Source organism: Flagellimonas maritima (assembly GCF_003269425.1).
In the GTDB taxonomy this organism is placed as follows: Bacteria; Bacteroidota; Bacteroidia; order Flavobacteriales; family Flavobacteriaceae; genus Flagellimonas; species Flagellimonas maritima.
On the sequence record NZ_CP030104.1, the window covers coordinates 517,867 to 534,659 of the forward strand.

Below are 16,793 nucleotides of genomic sequence, written 5' to 3' on the forward strand. Positions count from 1 at the left end.
ATTACGTTTTCCAAAATAATATTTCTGGGTTTGGTGTTTTTTCTTTTTAAAGAAGAAAAATTAAAACAAAAACTTATCTTTTATAAGAACTTTGGGGTTTCAAAAACCTTACTGCTTTTGCTAGCAATTGTTTTTGACACCATAATATCAGTAATAATCTATTTAATCTTTTTGTGGATTGATTCTTGAAATAGATAACATAGAATTGAATTTTGGTCCAAGAAAAATTCTGTTCGGTATTTATCTTAAAGCAAAGGAAGGTGAAGTAACTGGAATTTTAGGAAGAAATGGATGCGGAAAAACATCTCTCCTTAAAATAATATTTGGCAGTTTAAAACCAAAATACAAATCTATAAGAATCGATGGCAAAAATCGTAAGGATAGATTATTTTTATCAAATTCCATAGCATACCTTCCCCAACATCAATTACTACCAAATAACATCAAAATCGAAAAAATCTTCAGTTTATTCAATGTGGACTGGAATAGGTTTACAGAAATTTTCAAAAGTTTTAAAGTTTACGAAAAGTATAAGGTTTTTGAGCTCTCAAGTGGTGAAATAAGAATATTGGAAACATACTTGATTTTGAATAGAGATTTTAAAATCATTTTATTGGATGAGCCATTTTCTTTTATCGCTCCCATATATGTGGATATTTTTAAAGATATGATCTTATCAAAGAAAAAAAATAGAATAACCATCATTACGGATCATTTCTATAATGATGTAATGAATATAGCAAACACCCTCTATTTATTGAAAAATGGCCATTCCAAACTCATCAACAATATTGATGATTTAGTAAACGACGGATACTTAAGCTCTAGTTCCCAACAAAAGTAGTTCCCAATGTAAGAATGTAGGCGCTAAGGCCATCGCTTCTGTCGTAGTGGCTAAAGCGCAAATCAATGGTCTTTAATCCAAATGAAAAAATCTTGGAGTTTGCGAAGATATCCTTGTACTGTAAACCCAACCCATATTGGTGTGCGTCATACTTTGACAAATCGTAATCAGAGGTATAAAATTCAAAGGTTGAAAGTGCGTCTTCCTTCTCAAAAAAGTAATCTGCTGCAGATTGTGTATAATATCTGTAAGTAGGATACAATGTGAACTTATTGGTTACTTTAAATGGCGCCTCCAAACTAGCCGTATGTGAGGTTATGCCCCAGTCGTCCCAATAGAAACGATAATAGGAACGCAAAACCAAGAGGTCGTTCACATAATAATTCAATCTGCCCCCAAAGGGGATTTTAAATCTGTTATCAGGTAACCGTTCCACGTCATCTGCCAATTGAAAATCATCAATAAAGAAGTTTTCCGCATTCCCAAAATAAATCCTTTGAAAAGGAGTGCTCAACAAACCACTTTGCGAGACTACATCCATGAAAAGAGCGCCCTGTAATTTTTTGTTTAAAATTTGGGAAAAACCCAGTGATAGGGCATAAGAATTTCTATTCGCTTCTGAAAATTCAGAAAAAGCAGGATCATAGGTGCCATCTCCCTCAATACGATCATCAAAAAAACCTTCGCGCAGTTCTATGGGATAAATAAGATCCCATTTATCCAAATATACATTTCCACCAATAGTGAGCTCTGTGTTTTTATCATTAAAGAGTCTTGTATAACTTCCTCCAAAACCAATTGAAAAATAATCGTATTCCGATGATAAATATGCGTTTGCACTCCAAATGGAATTTCTGTTTTCTGAACTGTGCCGGTAACTAGGATTTATATAGGTCAATACATCCCGTCTGGATTCTCCAGATGACGCATCGAACGGTGTGGTGTTCAGGTTATTTCCATCCAATGGATTCACATTGCTGGAAGAAGCAGAGGTGTAAGCGGAAAGTCCTACATCTACGGTCAATACATCATCATCGTTTATGGGTATTCGTAAAACAATCGTGGATGTGGCATCAGTAAGTTCTTCTGTACCTTCCCCACCGGTGACCGCAGCGTTTTGACCATCTTGCTCATAGTAGCTGAACAAAAGGTCAATTTCACTGGTCTCCAATACACGTTTTTTATAGGATGTAGTGTTTTGTTGCGCCTGTGCAAAAGAAATATTAAGAAGAAAAATCAATATAAGTGATAAGCGACAACGGTACTCATTGTGTTGGGAGCTGAAAATCTTTGAAGAAAATCTTTCAATTTTCAAATTTGAACTTTTTGCTTTAATTGCAGCCACAACCGCCTCCTGTTTTACCACCATTTGCACCTGCCGAAGCCTCTCGGTATATTTGAAAATTAGTTTCAAAACGTTCATAGGTGCGGGCTCCCAATTGCATTTCCACATCATTGAGATAGACCTTATCGTACTCTTTCACTGCGACACAAGAACTACTGAATATTAAAAGAGCAAATAAAATTAGGATTTTTCGCATTTTTAAATTTACTGTTTTTTATCAAAAATGATTCCCGAACTTTTTTGAACCTTGTTGTCCGAATCCACCACAACCACCTCTACTCCATCAATCTGGTTAATCAAATGGATTCCACTATCCTTTCCCATAATGAACACTGCTGTAGCTAGAGCGTCACATAATTCCGCATTCTTTGCAAAAACAGAAACACTGTTGATTCCCTTTGTAGGGTAACCTGTTCTGGGGTCGATAATATGGGAATATCTTTCCCCGTTCAACATAACAAATTTCTCATAATTGCCAGAAGTGGCTACAGAAGATTCAACGATTGGCAACCAACTGAATACTTTATCCTTACTTAAAGGATTTGCTATGCCTATCAACCATTTTTCACCACTGGTTTTAGTTCCCCAAGTGGTCAAATCACCAGATGCATTTATTACACCGGCTTTTACTTGGTTAGAGACCATTAGTTCCTTTGCCTTATCTGCAGCAAATCCCTTACCAATTGCCCCAAAGCCAATCCTCATGCCCGTATCCTTTAAATAAACAGTTTGTTCAAGTGTATCAAGCACAATTTTCTCGTACCCTATATTTTCCACAGACCTTTGTACGTATATTTTAGCGGGCAATTTTTTCATGGTGCCGTCAAACTTCCAAATTTTATCCATTGATGCATAAGTGATATCAAAAGCCCCATCGGTTATTTCCGAAATCTTTTTACATCGTTCTATCAACCGGAATAATTCTAAAGAAACCTTTACTGGTTTTACACCAGCATTTTTATTGATCAAGGAAGTTTCAGATGCTTCGTCCCAAGAGGAAATCATTTTTTCTATCCGCTTTATCTCTGATACGGCCTCATCTATGTCCAAATAACCAATGTCCTCGTTGGGAGCAATCACAGTTATTTCGAACCTGGTGCCCATAAGCTTTAATGTTCTTTTTACAGTGACCTCTTCCTGCACCTGTCCTTTGGACAGCATACAAAATAGGCTGCAAAAGAGAACAATGTGTGCTTTCATTTTAAAAAATCATTCAATAGCGAAATATATTCTTTTGTGGTATTCCTAGGGCTATAACTTGTTATGCCTAAAACTGACTCTTGTTTATCCATAATCACCACTAATGGAAAATGACCGCGTGGATTATATTTTTCTGCGAGTGATTTATGTGAATCCAGTTTATCTGCTGGCAATTGGTTTTTCTTCTTTCTTGGAAAGTCCGCATTGTACAATACATAATGAGAAGATGCATAATTTTTAAAGTCATCAGAATCAAATACCTTACGCTTTAAACGGATACAGGGCGCACACCAATCTGAACCCGAAAATACCAAAATGATGGGTTTGTCCTCTTCATTGGCCAACGCAACGGCAGCATCAAAGTTCTCTTGCCACAATTGTGCTTGCAACGTACCAAAGAGCATGCAAAATGTTATGAACAGTAGTTTTTTCATCTGACCGACCAAAATAATATTTAACTATTCGAAAACTCGAAGGATAGTACCTGTAAGCTCTGTATTAAAAACGCGTAACGGATTGCTGGTTATTGAATTTAGAGGTGTTCCATTCTGATTGAATCTTGAACCGTGGGTGGAGCATCTAAAAATACCACCATCCTCAGAAATAAAACGTACCTCTTCTGTTTGCTGATGACTACAAATTTGGCTTGCCGCTATAAGGTTTCCTTCTAAATTCCTGGCAACCACAATATCTGTATAGCCCAAACTTGGATTGGATTTTACCAGAATAAATCCACCGTTGTCAGCTAAAGGAGCAGCATCGGAAGAAGTTAAATCAACTGTAAAATCTACCCCATCCGGTTCCGGAAATGTTTCAAGGTCTTCGGAATCACTGGAACATCCATGTAAACAGGGAAAAGTCAAGGCAAAAGCAGCACCGGCGCCTAAACTTTTCAAAAAAGCTTTTCTTTCCATAGCGTGAGGTTTATTTAAAGAACGCTAAAACGACCTTAATCGTATGCTAATATTCAAACTTACCGAATGTGCTCTGTATCGTCAATTTCTTATGAGCAGCCTTTTCAACTCGACCCACAATTTGAGCATCAACATTGAATTTTTTTGAAATTTCAATGATATCATTTGCAACCTTTTCACTAACATAGAGTTCCATACGATGACCACAGTTAAAGACTTGGTACATTTCCTTCCAATCGGTATCTGATTGTTCTTGTATCAATTTAAAAAGTGGTGGGACGGGAAAGAGATTATCCTTTATAATGTGCAATTTTTCCACAAAATGAAGAATCTTGGTTTGGGCTCCACCGCTACAATGAACCATTCCATGAATTTGCTCAGAAGTATACTTTTCCAATACTTTTTTGATAATTGGCGCATAGGTCCTTGTGGGTGATAATACCAATTTACCTGCATTTATAGGTGAGTTGGGTACGGAATCGGTAAGTGTTGTATTGCCAGAGTAAATTAATTCTTTAGGTACGGATGGGTCATAACTCTCAGGATATTTTTTGGCTAGATATTTCCCAAACACATCATGCCGCGCAGAAGTAAGGCCATTACTGCCCATTCCGCCATTGTACCCGCTCTCATAAGTTGCCTGTCCAAAAGAGGCCAGACCAACAATAACGTCTCCCGCTTTAATATTGGCATTATCGATAACATTTTTTCTTTCCAAACGTGCGGTGACCGTAGAATCCACAATAATGGTACGCAACAAATCCCCTACATCCGCAGTTTCACCACCCGTTGAATAAATATTGACCCCATGTTTTGATAAATCCGATATCAATTCTTCGGTACCGTTGATAATGGCTGAAATAACTTCAGCAGGAATCAAGTTTTTGTTTCGACCTATAGTGGAAGAAAGCATAATAGTATCGGTAGCCCCAACACAAATTAAATCATCCACGTTCATGATAAGGGCATCCTGGGCAATTCCCTTCCAAACAGAAATATCACCTGTTTCCTTCCAATACAAATATGCCAATGAAGATTTAGTGCCGGCACCATCGGCGTGCATTACCAAACAATGCTCTGCACTACCAGTAAGATAATCGGGTACGATCTTACAAAAAGCCTTTGGAAAAAGCCCTTTATCAATATTCTTAATCGCATTGTGCACATCTTCCTTTGATGCTGAAACACCGCGCTGAGCATATCTCTTACTTGTATCTGAGGACATAAATTCAGTTTGGGCAAAAATAGAGCAATACCATTAATTTATAACGAAACGAAGCAGTCTTTATAGAGCTTTCTTATTTGGCAAACAAAAGTTCCCTATATTTTGTAAATGGCCATAGTTCATCTGAAATCAATTTTTCAATTTTGTCAGATTGCTCCCGAATCGTATCAAAATAAGGTTTTACGTTGTTACAGTAAGCACGGGATTTTCTCTCGGTGGTTGATAATCCATTGGCTCTTTTGCGCGCAGCTGTCATTTCATCGGTCAATTTCTTTATTTCCATCATGTGCTCTCCCAACTGCTCCAAAATATTCAATTGGCTTTCCGCAACTTTCTTATGGGCGGCACCATAAACTTCTTTTAGACCTTTAATATTCTCCAAAAGTAAATTTTGATAAGAAAGTGCAGCAGGTATAATATGGTTGTAGACCATTTCACCCAAAACCCTTCCCTCTATTTGAACATTAAAAACATAAGCCTCATATTCAACCTCTTGGTGCGCGTTCAATTCTACTTCGTTCATAACATCCATAGTCTTAAAAAGTGCGATACTTTCCTTGGAGGTTATTACTTGCAAAGCTTCGGGAGTGTTTTTGTTGTTGCTCAGTTTTCTTCTTCTGGCCTCTTCTTGCCATTCCGTTCCATAACCGTCCCCATCAAAACGGATTCTTTTAGAGGTTTTTATATACTCTCGCAATATATTGAAAACCGCTTCATCTTTTTTTAGACTTTTCTTGTCTATCAGCGCATCCACTTCTTTTTTAAAGTCCTTAAGTTGTTTTGCAACAATGGTATTCAAAATGGTCATGGGTTTTGCGCAATTGGTTTTAGCTCCAACTCCTCTCATTTCAAACTTGTTTCCGGTAAATGCAAAAGGTGATGTTCTGTTACGGTCCGTATTATCCAACAAAATTTCAGGGATTTTACCCACCACATTGAGCTTGAGCTCTGTCTTTTCCTGTGGTGACAATTTTCCTTTGGAAACGCCTTCCAGTTCATCCAAAACATCACTTAATTGTTTTCCAATAAAAATTGATATGATTGATGGTGGAGCTTCATTGGCTCCCAATCTATGATCGTTACTTGCGGAAGCTATGGAAGATCGCAATAACTCTTCATAAGTATCAACTGCTTTTATTGTATTTATAAAAAATGTTAAAAATTGAAGGTTTTTCATTGGTGTGGAACCAGGACTGAGAAGATTGACCCCCGTATCCGTAGCCAAAGACCAGTTGTTATGTTTTCCCGAGCCATTGATTCCCGCAAATGGTTTTTCGTGGAAAAGAACAGTAAAATTATGTTTGTCCGCCACTTCTTCCATAACGTCCATTAACAATAAGTTATGATCTACGGAGAGATTGGCCTCTTCAAAAACTGGCGCAAGTTCAAATTGGTTTGGTGCCACTTCATTGTGACGGGTTTTTACTGGAATACCCAGTTTTGTGCATTGTTTTTCCAAATCGCTCATAAAACTCAATGCTCTTGGAGGAATAACCCCAAAGTAATGATCATCAAGTTGCTGGCCCTTTGCCGCTGGGTTCCCTAGCAGCGTACGACCTGTCATCACAATATCCATCCTTGAGTGTGCCAAGGATTTATCGAGCAAAAAATATTCCTGTTCCCAACCTAAGGTCGCATGAACTTTACGAACATTTTTATCAAAATATTGTGCAACGGCGGTTGCAGCTTCGTCCACAGCATGTAAAGCCCGGAGCAGTGGGGCCTTATTATCCAAAGCTTCACCTGTATACGCAACAAAAATTGTTGGAATGCATAGTGTTGTCTTATAAATAAATGCTGGCGATGTTGGATCCCATGCTGTATATCCTCTTGCTTCAAAGGTATTCCGTATTCCACCATTTGGAAAGCTGGACGCATCAGGTTCCTGTTGTACCAGCTGGCCTCCTTCAAATTTTTCCATCGCCCTACCATCTGATAGTATATCAAAAAAAGCATCATGCTTTTCTGCGGTAGATCCCGTTAAAGGTTGAAACCAATGTGTATAGTGTGTGGCACCCATGGATAACGCCCAAGCCTTCATACCTTCTGCAACCTGATCGGCAATTTTTCTATCTATTTTATTGCCTTGAAAAATGGCGGACTTAACCTTACCAAATGCTTCCTTGGTCAAAAATTGAAGCATCCGCTCTTCATTGAAGACATTTTTTCCGAACATCTCCGATCGCCTACCTGTTTCCTTAATGGTTTTATGAACCCTGGTACGACTTTCCGACAAAGCTTTAAATCTAGTATTTGGCATTGATAAAAGTTTAGTTGACAAAATTACAATTAACAATTTAATAATATATCCTTCAAAATTTACTTTTTTTTTCATTTGACCCCACTTAAAACAGGGGTAATTTAAATTATGTGCAGTAGTTTGTTATTTTAACCCTTAAAAAACTGAATTATTGAATGAAAAACATATTTTTGTCAATCATAAAATTGAGAATAAATAACTGCCGGAATTATGAGCAAATCTAAATTAGAATACATTTGGTTGGATGGCTACGAACCAACAGCCAATTTGAGAAGCAAAACGAAAATTGAAGATGATTTTAGTGGCAAATTGGAAGACTGCCCCATGTGGTCTTTTGATGGAAGTTCTACAAAACAGGCAGAAGGTGGTTCTTCCGACTGTTTGCTGAAACCAGTAGCTATCTATCCCGATCCTGCACGAATCAATGGATTTTTGGTGATGACCGAAGTCCTGAATGCTGATGGTACAGCGCACGAATCAAATTCAAGGGCGACTATAGATGATCCCGATTCCGATTTCTGGTTCGGTTTTGAACAAGAGTATTTTATCATGGACACACAAACACTTTTGCCGCTTGGTTTCCCAATTGGGGGATATCCTGGTCCGCAGGGGCTATATTATTGTTCCGTGGGCGGAAGAAATACTTGGGGCCGTGATCTGGTTGAGGAGCACGCCAATCAATGCATAGAAGCCGGATTGAATTTTGAAGGCATCAACCAAGAAGTTGCCGCTGGTCAGTGGGAATTCCAATTATTTGCAAAAGGAGCACAGAAGGCCGGTGACGAAATATGGATTGCACGTTATTTACTGGATCGTTTGACCGAGTCTTATGGTTACTATATTGAGTATCACCCAAAACCTATAAAAGGGGACTGGAACGGTTCGGGTATGCACGCCAATTTTTCAAATACAACTTTAAGAACAGCTGGCTCCAAAGAGGTTTATGAAAAAATATGTGAAGCTTTTAGACCTGTAACTAAAGAACATATCGCAGTATACGGAGAGTTCAACGATCAGCGTTTAACGGGAGATCACGAAACTGCATCTATAAAAGACTTCAGCTATGGAGTTTCTGACAGGGGTGCCTCTATCCGTATTCCGATTATGACCGTTGAAAAAGGTTGGAAAGGTTGGTTGGAAGATAGAAGGCCTGCTTCCAATGGAGATCCATACAAAATAGCAGCTAGAATCATCAAGACCGTTAAGTCTGCAGATGTATAGCATACGAGCTAATTGTTGTTGATTTTAAAAAAACCGTTTCCTATTTGGAAGCGGTTTTTTAATTTCTCTTCTATTTTAAAAGGCCTTCTATCCTAATTTAGAAGCTATGATCCTAAAATTAATTTATAGTGAAATTTAGGTAATCGTAAAATAAACAAAGATTACATAGTAAGCAACGAGGATTATACCATCACGCCACCCCAATCGTAATCCTTTTGGAATAAAAACCAAGGGAAGTATCAAGAATGAAATCCCCAGCATCCAAAAGATGTCACTAGAAAGCAGACCTTTATCCACGACGGTTATTGGTGTAATTATAGATGTAATTCCCAAAACAGCCAAAAGATTAAAAATATTGGAGCCTATCAAGTTCCCCAAAGAAATTGCTTTTTCCTTTTTGATAATTGCTATAATAGAGGCTGCCAGTTCTGGAATACTGGTACCTATGGATACAACGGTAATACCAATGACCCTATCACTTACCCCAAAAGTAGAAGCGAGACCTACAGCACCATCAATCAACAATTCAGAACCGCCCCATAATGCTGTCCCCCCTATTCCCAAGAAAAGAGCTATCTTATATAGCGGCATCGGAATATCATCCTCTGGCATTTCGTCCACTACTGCTGTCTTTTGAAAACGGAGTAGGTAAACCAAGAACAAAAACAAGAGGATTACCATTATAATACCTTCATATTGTTCCAAAACCCCATCAAAATATATAAAGCCCACAAATAGTAAAGATGCTACCATCATTACTGGCCAATCTGTAGTATAAAAGCTTTTCCGCACATCAATGCTTCCCAATAGTACGGTAATCCCAAGTACTAAACCTAAATTGGCAATATTGGAACCTACAACATTGCCCAATGCCAAATCTGGAAATCCATCCAACGCTGCCTTAATACTAACAATAAGTTCCGGTGCGGAAGTGGCAAAGGAAACCACGGTCATACCTATCACAATTTTTGGGATCGCAAGTCTTAACGACATCGCAACTGCGGCTTTTAACAACCAGTTACCTCCAGCAATAAGTAAAGCTAGACCGAGAACAATAAAGAGTAAATTTTCCAAAAAACAATTTTGCTGTAAATATAGAAGAAGATTTATATGCTATTGTTTTTGAAACGAAAAAAAATTGCTTCATAAAATTTATCGCTCCAGAATAATTTTGATTGTCAAAAAAGTCACTAATTCAACCTTTGATCATCTTCAGATAATTCTTTTTTTCTTGTTCAATGAATTAATGAAATAGCAAAATTACCAGCTTTTTGGAATGAAAGGCCCCTTGGTTTTTAAAAATAGATACAAATAGCCTCTACATTTATAACATTTTATTATATAAAGCATACTTTATGATATCATTTTAATACTTTTTTCAAGTAAGTCACATTAATTCTAAATCCTATTTCATTTTTTGACCTACAATTTTGTATGCAATTGTATCGATTTTAATCTAAAAATTTGGAAACATGATTATTCTCATTTTATATTAAAAAATGTAACCGGTCAACAACAGTTTTTAAACCCATTAAAATCAACTTATACAATGATTACAATAGTAAAATTTTTGGTGATGTTGCTCGTGCAGCTCATCGAGTTCATTTTTGTCTAACCTTTAAAACCAATCACTATGATTACTTTATTTGGAATACTGATTATACTTTTAGGAGTTGTCACCTTAGTTGCAAAACCTTTTCTCAAAAGCTCAAAATTATTGCAATGGTTTTCACAAAAACGAAGCTTGCAAATAATAGTTTTAGGGATAGTACTTAGCATAGTCACAGGAACATTCTTCTATGCAGAACCAGGAACTGCTTATGCGGTCCAATATCCTTGGGGAGGTCAAAAAGCCGTTTTTAGACAAGGAATACACACAAAAATGTGGGGCAGATTAATACCAATCCAATTTGAATTGCCAATAAAGTATGTAATTCCAAATACTGAAGGTGGTTTGGGAGAGCAGAGCGAATATGCCAATGTTGATGCTGCGAAATATTGGGCTTTTAGTGATGCCGTAAAGGCTAGAATTGCTACTTCAGTAGTAATAAGCATAAATACGGAGGACGAAGTTCAGTTCTTGTCCGTTGCAGATCGTAACAAAACAGAAAAAAACATGATTCGCTCCCGTATTATTCCAAATATTGATCAATCCATAAAGAATACGTGCAAACTTATGGATGCACAAGACTATATTTCTGGTCAAGCTTCTGATTTTGACCGATATTTTAAAGATCAATTGGAGAACGGCATGTATGTTTTGGAAGAGTATGTGCACAATGAGCAGAAAGATATCATTGGTGATAGTGCAACAGTTCGCACTGTGGTAAATAAAGAATCCAAACAGAAGCGATTTCGTATTAAATATGAAAATGGCCAACCTATTAGAGTACAGGGCAACTCCCTAAAGGGATATGGCCTAACGGTGATTCAAGCTGTGGTCACGGAAATTGATTGGGAAACCACTTTTGATAAACGATTGCAGCTCCAAAAAGAAGAAGTCGCACAAACACAGTTGGAAAAGCAACAGGCAGAACGTGAATTCTATCGGGCACAAAAGGAAAAAGCGAAAGGTGAGGCCGAAAAAGCTACTGAACGTGCAAGATTGGAGAAAGAGCAAATACAAAAAACCATAGCTGCTGAGACCGAGGCCAAAGTTGCAGAATTCAATCTGGTCAAGGAAAAAAAGCAGTTTGAAGTGGAAAAGTTCAAAGCCCAGAGCAAAAAGGTAGCTGCCGATGCCGAAGCGTATCAAAATGCAAAACTCGTAAATGCAGGTTTAACACCTCAAGAACGGGCAGAATGGGATTATAAAACTTCTGTGGGTGTTGCCAGGGAACTAAAAGAACTCCAATTACCGGAAATATTTATTGAGGGAAGTTCTTCGAAAAGCACAGACAGTAATCTATTGGAATCGCTAATTGGTGCTGACCTTGCCAAACAGATGATGGACAAAACCGATAAATAACCAAAAGGATAACCCGGTGTATGGCCGGGTTATTTTAATTTTTAAAAAAGATTTCATTTAATCTTCCGCTCCAATTTTTTGCAAAAAAAGAAGGTCTTCCTCAACAGTTAGCAGGAGTAAACTAGTTGCCGTACAAAAAACTGGACTCGTAATACAGTGATGTCCATTCCAGCTACCATTTTCGTTTTGAATTTTAAGGATACGTCCACTCATATCATCATACCACTTTTTCCAATCCTCGTCTTTATTTACCAACAAAGATTCACCTGTTTGAAGGTAGCTTAAAAACTCTTCTCCCCCATTGTTTCCAAAACCATCCAAAACCTCATCTTTCTGTGCGGTTTTTTTTGCTGACTCATATATTTTATAAGCCGTACCATATTTTTGAGCAGCACCGCTTACATAACCTATTTCTTCAAGGGTCTCAGCATTTATTTCGGCATCGGCTGCTATCTTACCAGCGGCTTTTGCCCTATTGATATCCGCCCTGGCTTTACGGGCTTCTTTGGCGCTTGCCCTAACACTACCGCTAACAGCATAAAGCATGATTCCAGCTCCATCGTCCGTTTTTACTGAACCTTCTTCTTCATTGTAATTCCCTTTTTGATATCGCTTTGATTTTTCCAAAACCTCTTTATCCACTACAGCACCTACAGCTTGGGCGGACTCCAAAGCACTATTGGCCATCCCGCTCTGCAAAACCCCGGCCCAGCCAGCACCTTTTTGTTTTCCATGAACATCCGTGCCGTCTTGAATAAGAGCAATACAAACATCCAAGCATCGTGCAATTCTTTTTCTGTCCATACCTGCTAAGTCCCTATCCAAAATATTGGAAAGGAACTGAGCTGCCAAAACTGCATCAATATTTTCACCAAGTTTTGTCTGTATTTGGGTATTTCTAATATGTGTTATATAGATACTATCATCTTCTTTGCTCTCAATGGTTTGTAGTAAATATTCCAGCGCTTTCTTAAGATTTTGGGCATGGATGCCTTTTTCTAGTGTTGTGCCACTTCTTAACATTGCCATACCAACCATGGCCGTAGTAGCGGGATCCGCAGCTACAGCATGTGGGTCTCTAATTTGTTGTGCCGAATGACTACCTGCCCCATAACCCCCGTTGGGCAATTGAGCTTTTGACAACCATTGGAGTCCATCTTGCACAGCCAATTGTATATTTTTATCAGATTTGTATCGACCAAAATCTTTGGATGATTGTTCGCCCATGACCGTCATAAATACGCAACCCTTTTCAGGCTGTAAGGTTCTTTTTGGCTTAGAAGCCGTCAATACACCGTAAAGTACCATCCCAGCGATTGCTATAATAGGTATTAACAGAAAATGCAATTTTGTCTTCATTTTAAAAGTTTTTAAATTTTCTTCCAAGCTAATCTGCATTATCCAATCCTAAAATGGGGATTGAGTCAAGTTTGTAGATGGATGAGCATAATCGTGGTCTTGTTGAGGGAGAGTGTTTAAAACGTTTTTGTAAATTTCATTATTTATACATTGCCTAAAATTTTAATCAACAAAGAAGGCTGTTCCAGGGAACTCAAATAAAATTCCACCAATTATCAACTTTTTTATATTAAGTTTAGCAATTCATTACCCCTATTCTTTGGCTATTTAATTATTTTACGTCTATAACAAATCAAAATAACAATGGTGAAAAAAATAACAATCCTCTGCATCGTACTTATTCTCACGTATTCATGTAAACAAGAATCCAAAAAAGTAGAAGACTCAAACATCAGTGCTGATTTTGCTACAGTTTTGGACTATTATTATGAAGATGGGCTTAAGCTGAACCCCATTAACGCGACCATGGCTGGCGACCATCGCTATAATAATCAATTTGTCAACTTACTTTCGGACGATTATGTATCAAAAATCAAATCACATTACGAAAAGTACAAGGGCGAATTAGATGCTTTTTCAGATGAAGACCTTTCTGATAGTGAACAAATGACCAAGGCAATCTTAACCTGGGAATGCAATATGCATTTAGCAGAGCTTAAGTTCAATGCAAATCTCACCCCAATTGATCAAATGTGGTCGCCAAATCTGTTTATGGGGCAATTGGCAAGTGGTTCCAGCGCCCAACCTTTCAATACTGTTGAAGATTACCAAAAATGGATGAAAAGAGTGGACGGTTATGTAGAATGGATGAATTCAGCTGAGGAAAGAATGCGGGAAGGTATGGAGAAGGGGCATGTACTTCCTAAATCCTTAATTGTAAAAGTATTGCCACAACTACAATCACTTACTGATAGAGATTTGGAGAAGCACCTCTTTTATCAACCCATCAAAAGCTTTCCCAATGACTTCACAGATGAAGAAAAGTCTGCTTTGGAAGAAGCTTACAAGGATATGATTATTCAAAAAATCGTTCCTGCCTATGAGCGTCTATATACTTTTATGAGCAAAGAGTACATGGAAGCCGGTCGTGAATCTAGTGGAATACAAGGTGAGCCTGATGGCGATGCTTACTATGCTCATCAAATTAAAAAATATACTACCACAAACATGACCGCTGCTGAAATTCATGAATTGGGATTGAACGAGGTAGCAAGAATACGTTCCGAAATGGAAAAAATTAAAATGCAGGTCGGTTTTGAAGGTGATTTAAAAGCATTTTTTGATTACGTAAGAAGCAACAAAGAGCTTATGCCGTTCGCTGAACCTCAGCAAGTAATTGAAAACTTCAATGCCATATATGAAAGAATGAAACCCCAAATAGAGAAGTTGTTCGATGTAAAACCTAAAACTCCGTTTGAAGTTAGACGTACAGAATCATTTAGGGAGAAATCGGCGAGTGCTGAATACAATCCAGGGTCATTGGACGGTACACGACCAGGTATTTTTTACGTACCCATCCCAGATGTTGCAACATATAATACATACTCAGATGAGTCACTTTTCTTACATGAAGCGATTCCGGGACATCATTATCAAATATCTTTGACCCAAGAAAACGATGACCTACCAAAATTTAGAAAAACACTTTGGTATAGTGGTTATGGAGAAGGCTGGGCATTGTACAGTGAATCCCTTGGAGAAGAATTGGGCCTTTATACCGACCCGTACCAACTTTTTGGGATGCTAGGTGCAGAAATGCATAGGGCAGTTCGTTTAGTAGTGGATACAGGTTTACATTCCAAAGGTTGGACCCGAGAGGAAGCCATTCAATATTCATTGGATAACGAAGCAGAGTCCGAAGCGAGTATTATTTCTGAAATAGAAAGATATATGGCAAACCCTGGACAAGCACTTTCTTATAAGATAGGGCAGTTAAAGATTAGGGAACTGCGCAAAAAAGCAGAAAATACCTTAGGCGATAATTTTGATGTTCGCCAATTTCATAATCAGGTTTTAGAAACCGGATGTATTCCCCTTGCCCTCCTTGAGGACAAAATAAACAATTGGATCAAGGCAAAAAGCTAATATTTTAAATAAGGCTGTTTAAAAGCAAGTACAAAATCCATTGCGCCTGTTGAAGTTTTTTTGATTAACTGATATTTAATATTGGTTCCGACATTCGCAGCCTGATAATTCAAACAACTGTAAACTTTTTAGACAGCCTCTTCACTTTTTTGGGATTTATTGTTATAACATCTTGATTATATTTGTTCTACCAATTTATAAATGATGTTTTACCGATTATTGGCCAAAATGAATAAAATATTACTTCCTTCTTATTCTAAAAAGGGGCTTGATTTATCAAAAGCTTCAAAATTTCAGTTGGCGATAATTGGATGGCGTTATTTTGTGACTTCAAAAGTACTGAATCAATAGTTTAGCAATGCTTTTATATCGTAACCATTTAGTTTTTCAGCACCGTTTAAAAATGTGAGCTGAATCAAAAAGTTGCACTGTACTACTTCCCCTCCCAGTTTCTCTACTAAGTTACATACTGCTTTTGCAGTGCCTCCTGTTGCCAATACATCATCATGAACCAAAACTTTTTCTCCCTTTTGTATGGCATCCATATGGATTTCCAAGATATCGGTCCCATATTCCAACTCAAATGATTCTGAAATCGTTGTAAATGGCAATTTGCCTTTCTTACGTACGGGTACAAACCCAGCTTTAAGCCATAAAGCCATAAGAGGCGCGAATATAAATCCCCTACTGTCTACACCTACAACTTTATCGATTTTTTCATCGCAGACGAAATCACATAACGCAATACTTGCACTGTACAAAGCTTCCGTATCGTTTAAAAGTGGGGTAATATCCTTAAAAGTGATACCTTTCTTGGGAAAGTCTTCAATATCGCGAATGTAAGATTCGAAATCCATAATTTTTGGATAAGCGGTTTTGTCGTAAATTTAAAAAGAAATATATTTGCACCCCATTAAAAAGGCCTCGTGGCGCAACTGAATAGCGCATCTGATTACGGCTCAGAAGGTTACAGGTTTGAATCCTGTCGAGGTCACTTATTTCAAAAACCACGCTCGTTTGAGCGTGGTTTTTTGCTTTTGCGATATTTCAATCATATTTAATTTCAACCCTTCTTTTCATATTCCACAATTAAGAATTTATCAACCGATTCACTTTAAACTTATTTTAGTAAATATTGATTCGAACTTCTGCTTTTATCAGAATTATGGACAGTCAGAATTCTGGAAAATTGAGAAAGTAATCAACCAAAATTCTTTGTTATACTAAAGAACTTGAAAAAAAATTGAAAAATTATCAGGAATTTTTAGAAATAGGTTGTTTAATAAGAAACGGATAAAATCTAAACTATGAAAACCCTCAAATCTACACAAGCTATACGAATAGAAGATACTGAAATCATTAAAAGATTATA

Annotated in this window: 15 protein-coding genes and 1 tRNA gene; 6 read left to right on the top strand and 10 right to left on the bottom strand. The window is 37.5% G+C overall.

Translation table 11 applies throughout. The annotated features are described in order from the left end of the window. The first annotated feature begins 178 nt into the window (after nt 1-178). Complete coding sequence (locus HME9304_RS02330; protein ID WP_112377060.1) at nt 179-844, top strand: ATP-binding cassette domain-containing protein; 666 nt, start codon at nt 179-181, stop codon at nt 842-844. Here HME9304_RS02330 and HME9304_RS02335 read toward each other — a convergent pair. The 7 genes from HME9304_RS02335 to HME9304_RS02365 all read right to left on the bottom strand — a co-directional run bounded on the left by HME9304_RS02335 (nt 825) and on the right by HME9304_RS02365 (nt 7,788). Further along, on the bottom strand, nt 825-2,087 hold the full coding sequence (locus tag HME9304_RS02335; RefSeq protein ID WP_417935252.1) for a DUF3570 domain-containing protein: 1,263 nt from the start codon (nt 2,085-2,087) through the stop codon (nt 825-827). The two genes, HME9304_RS02330 and HME9304_RS02335, sit on opposite strands and share 20 nt — an antisense overlap. 88 nt (nt 2,088-2,175) lie before the next feature. After that, nucleotides 2,176-2,385 carry a DUF4266 domain-containing protein gene (locus tag HME9304_RS02340; protein ID WP_112377062.1) on the bottom strand — a complete coding sequence of 70 codons (210 nt, stop codon included), beginning with the start codon at nt 2,383-2,385 and terminating at the stop codon, nt 2,176-2,178. 8 nt (nt 2,386-2,393) lie between these two features. Continuing rightward, complete coding sequence (locus tag HME9304_RS02345) at nt 2,394-3,389, bottom strand: FAD:protein FMN transferase (protein ID WP_112377063.1); 996 nt, start codon at nt 3,387-3,389, stop codon at nt 2,394-2,396. After that, complete coding sequence (locus tag HME9304_RS02350; RefSeq protein WP_112377064.1) at nt 3,386-3,823, bottom strand: thioredoxin family protein; 438 nt, start codon at nt 3,821-3,823, stop codon at nt 3,386-3,388. Before HME9304_RS02350 ends, HME9304_RS02345 begins: the two co-directional genes overlap by 4 nt. A 24-nt stretch (nt 3,824-3,847) precedes the next feature. Next, nucleotides 3,848-4,303 (bottom strand): QcrA and Rieske domain-containing protein, encoded by a 456-nt coding sequence (locus HME9304_RS02355; protein ID WP_112377065.1) that lies wholly within the window; start codon nt 4,301-4,303, stop codon nt 3,848-3,850. A 46-nt stretch (nt 4,304-4,349) separates the two neighbouring features. Next, nucleotides 4,350-5,528, bottom strand: a complete 1,179-nt coding sequence (locus HME9304_RS02360; RefSeq protein ID WP_112377066.1) for an AIR synthase related protein — start codon at nt 5,526-5,528, stop codon at nt 4,350-4,352. Nucleotides 5,529-5,601: 73 nt separating this feature from the next. Continuing rightward, nucleotides 5,602-7,788 carry a glutamine synthetase III family protein gene (locus HME9304_RS02365; protein WP_112379700.1) on the bottom strand — a complete coding sequence of 729 codons (2,187 nt, stop codon included), beginning with the start codon at nt 7,786-7,788 and terminating at the stop codon, nt 5,602-5,604. Nucleotides 7,789-7,998: 210 nt separating this feature from the next. On the opposite strand from HME9304_RS02365, the gene HME9304_RS02370 reads away from it, so the two are divergent. Further along, complete coding sequence (locus tag HME9304_RS02370; protein WP_112377067.1) at nt 7,999-9,009, top strand: glutamine synthetase beta-grasp domain-containing protein; 1,011 nt, start codon at nt 7,999-8,001, stop codon at nt 9,007-9,009. Between the two features lie 135 nt (nt 9,010-9,144). Here HME9304_RS02370 and HME9304_RS02375 read toward each other — a convergent pair whose 3' ends face one another. After that, the gene (locus tag HME9304_RS02375) at nt 9,145-10,083 is read right to left on the bottom strand and encodes a calcium/sodium antiporter (RefSeq protein ID WP_112377068.1); all 939 of its coding nucleotides are present in this window, start codon (nt 10,081-10,083) and stop codon (nt 9,145-9,147) included. Between the two features lie 559 nt (nt 10,084-10,642). Between HME9304_RS02375 and HME9304_RS02380 the strand changes: the two genes are divergently transcribed. Continuing rightward, the gene (locus HME9304_RS02380; protein ID WP_112377069.1) at nt 10,643-11,977 is read left to right on the top strand and encodes a cell envelope integrity TolA family protein; all 1,335 of its coding nucleotides are present in this window, start codon (nt 10,643-10,645) and stop codon (nt 11,975-11,977) included. Between the two features lie 57 nt (nt 11,978-12,034). Here HME9304_RS02380 and HME9304_RS02385 read toward each other — a convergent pair whose 3' ends face one another. Further along, on the bottom strand, nt 12,035-13,336 hold the full coding sequence (locus HME9304_RS02385) for a prenyltransferase/squalene oxidase repeat-containing protein (RefSeq protein ID WP_123877315.1): 1,302 nt from the start codon (nt 13,334-13,336) through the stop codon (nt 12,035-12,037). Nucleotides 13,337-13,639: 303 nt separating this feature from the next. On the opposite strand from HME9304_RS02385, the gene HME9304_RS02390 reads away from it, so the two are divergent. Continuing rightward, nucleotides 13,640-15,421: a DUF885 domain-containing protein gene (locus HME9304_RS02390; RefSeq protein ID WP_112377071.1), complete on the top strand. Its 1,782-nt coding sequence runs from the start codon at nt 13,640-13,642 to the stop codon at nt 15,419-15,421. Between the two features lie 204 nt (nt 15,422-15,625). Further along, nucleotides 15,626-15,772: an SsrA-binding protein gene (locus HME9304_RS17145; RefSeq protein ID WP_112377072.1), complete on the top strand. Its 147-nt coding sequence runs from the start codon at nt 15,626-15,628 to the stop codon at nt 15,770-15,772. On the opposite strand, the gene HME9304_RS02400 is transcribed toward HME9304_RS17145, so the two are convergent. Further along, on the bottom strand, nt 15,766-16,278 hold the full coding sequence (locus HME9304_RS02400; RefSeq protein WP_112377073.1) for an adenine phosphoribosyltransferase: 513 nt from the start codon (nt 16,276-16,278) through the stop codon (nt 15,766-15,768). The genes HME9304_RS17145 and HME9304_RS02400 overlap by 7 nt on opposite strands. A gap of 63 nt (nt 16,279-16,341) precedes the next feature. Between HME9304_RS02400 and HME9304_RS02405 the strand changes: the two genes are divergently transcribed. Beyond that, a tRNA-Arg gene (locus HME9304_RS02405) sits at nt 16,342-16,415 on the top strand. The last annotated feature ends 378 nt before the right edge of the window (nt 16,416-16,793 follow it).

What these genes read in the sequence shown, in the direction of transcription:
- HME9304_RS02365 (WP_112379700.1), bottom strand. Translation starts at nt 7,788, where the DNA reads ATGCCAAATACTAGATTTAAAGCTTTGTCGGAAAGTCGTACCAGGGTT.
- HME9304_RS02350 (WP_112377064.1), bottom strand. Translation starts at nt 3,823, where the DNA reads ATGAAAAAACTACTGTTCATAACATTTTGCATGCTCTTTGGTACGTTG.
- HME9304_RS02340 (WP_112377062.1), bottom strand. Translation starts at nt 2,385, where the DNA reads ATGCGAAAAATCCTAATTTTATTTGCTCTTTTAATATTCAGTAGTTCT.
- HME9304_RS02400 (WP_112377073.1), bottom strand. Translation starts at nt 16,278, where the DNA reads ATGGATTTCGAATCTTACATTCGCGATATTGAAGACTTTCCCAAGAAA.
- HME9304_RS02390 (WP_112377071.1), top strand. Translation starts at nt 13,640, where the DNA reads ATGGTGAAAAAAATAACAATCCTCTGCATCGTACTTATTCTCACGTAT.
- HME9304_RS02370 (WP_112377067.1), top strand. Translation starts at nt 7,999, where the DNA reads ATGAGCAAATCTAAATTAGAATACATTTGGTTGGATGGCTACGAACCA.
- HME9304_RS02355 (WP_112377065.1), bottom strand. Translation starts at nt 4,303, where the DNA reads ATGGAAAGAAAAGCTTTTTTGAAAAGTTTAGGCGCCGGTGCTGCTTTT.
- HME9304_RS02385 (WP_123877315.1), bottom strand. Translation starts at nt 13,336, where the DNA reads ATGAAGACAAAATTGCATTTTCTGTTAATACCTATTATAGCAATCGCT.
- HME9304_RS02345 (WP_112377063.1), bottom strand. Translation starts at nt 3,389, where the DNA reads ATGAAAGCACACATTGTTCTCTTTTGCAGCCTATTTTGTATGCTGTCC.
- HME9304_RS02380 (WP_112377069.1), top strand. Translation starts at nt 10,643, where the DNA reads ATGATTACTTTATTTGGAATACTGATTATACTTTTAGGAGTTGTCACC.
- HME9304_RS17145 (WP_112377072.1), top strand. Translation starts at nt 15,626, where the DNA reads ATGTTTTACCGATTATTGGCCAAAATGAATAAAATATTACTTCCTTCT.
- HME9304_RS02360 (WP_112377066.1), bottom strand. Translation starts at nt 5,528, where the DNA reads ATGTCCTCAGATACAAGTAAGAGATATGCTCAGCGCGGTGTTTCAGCA.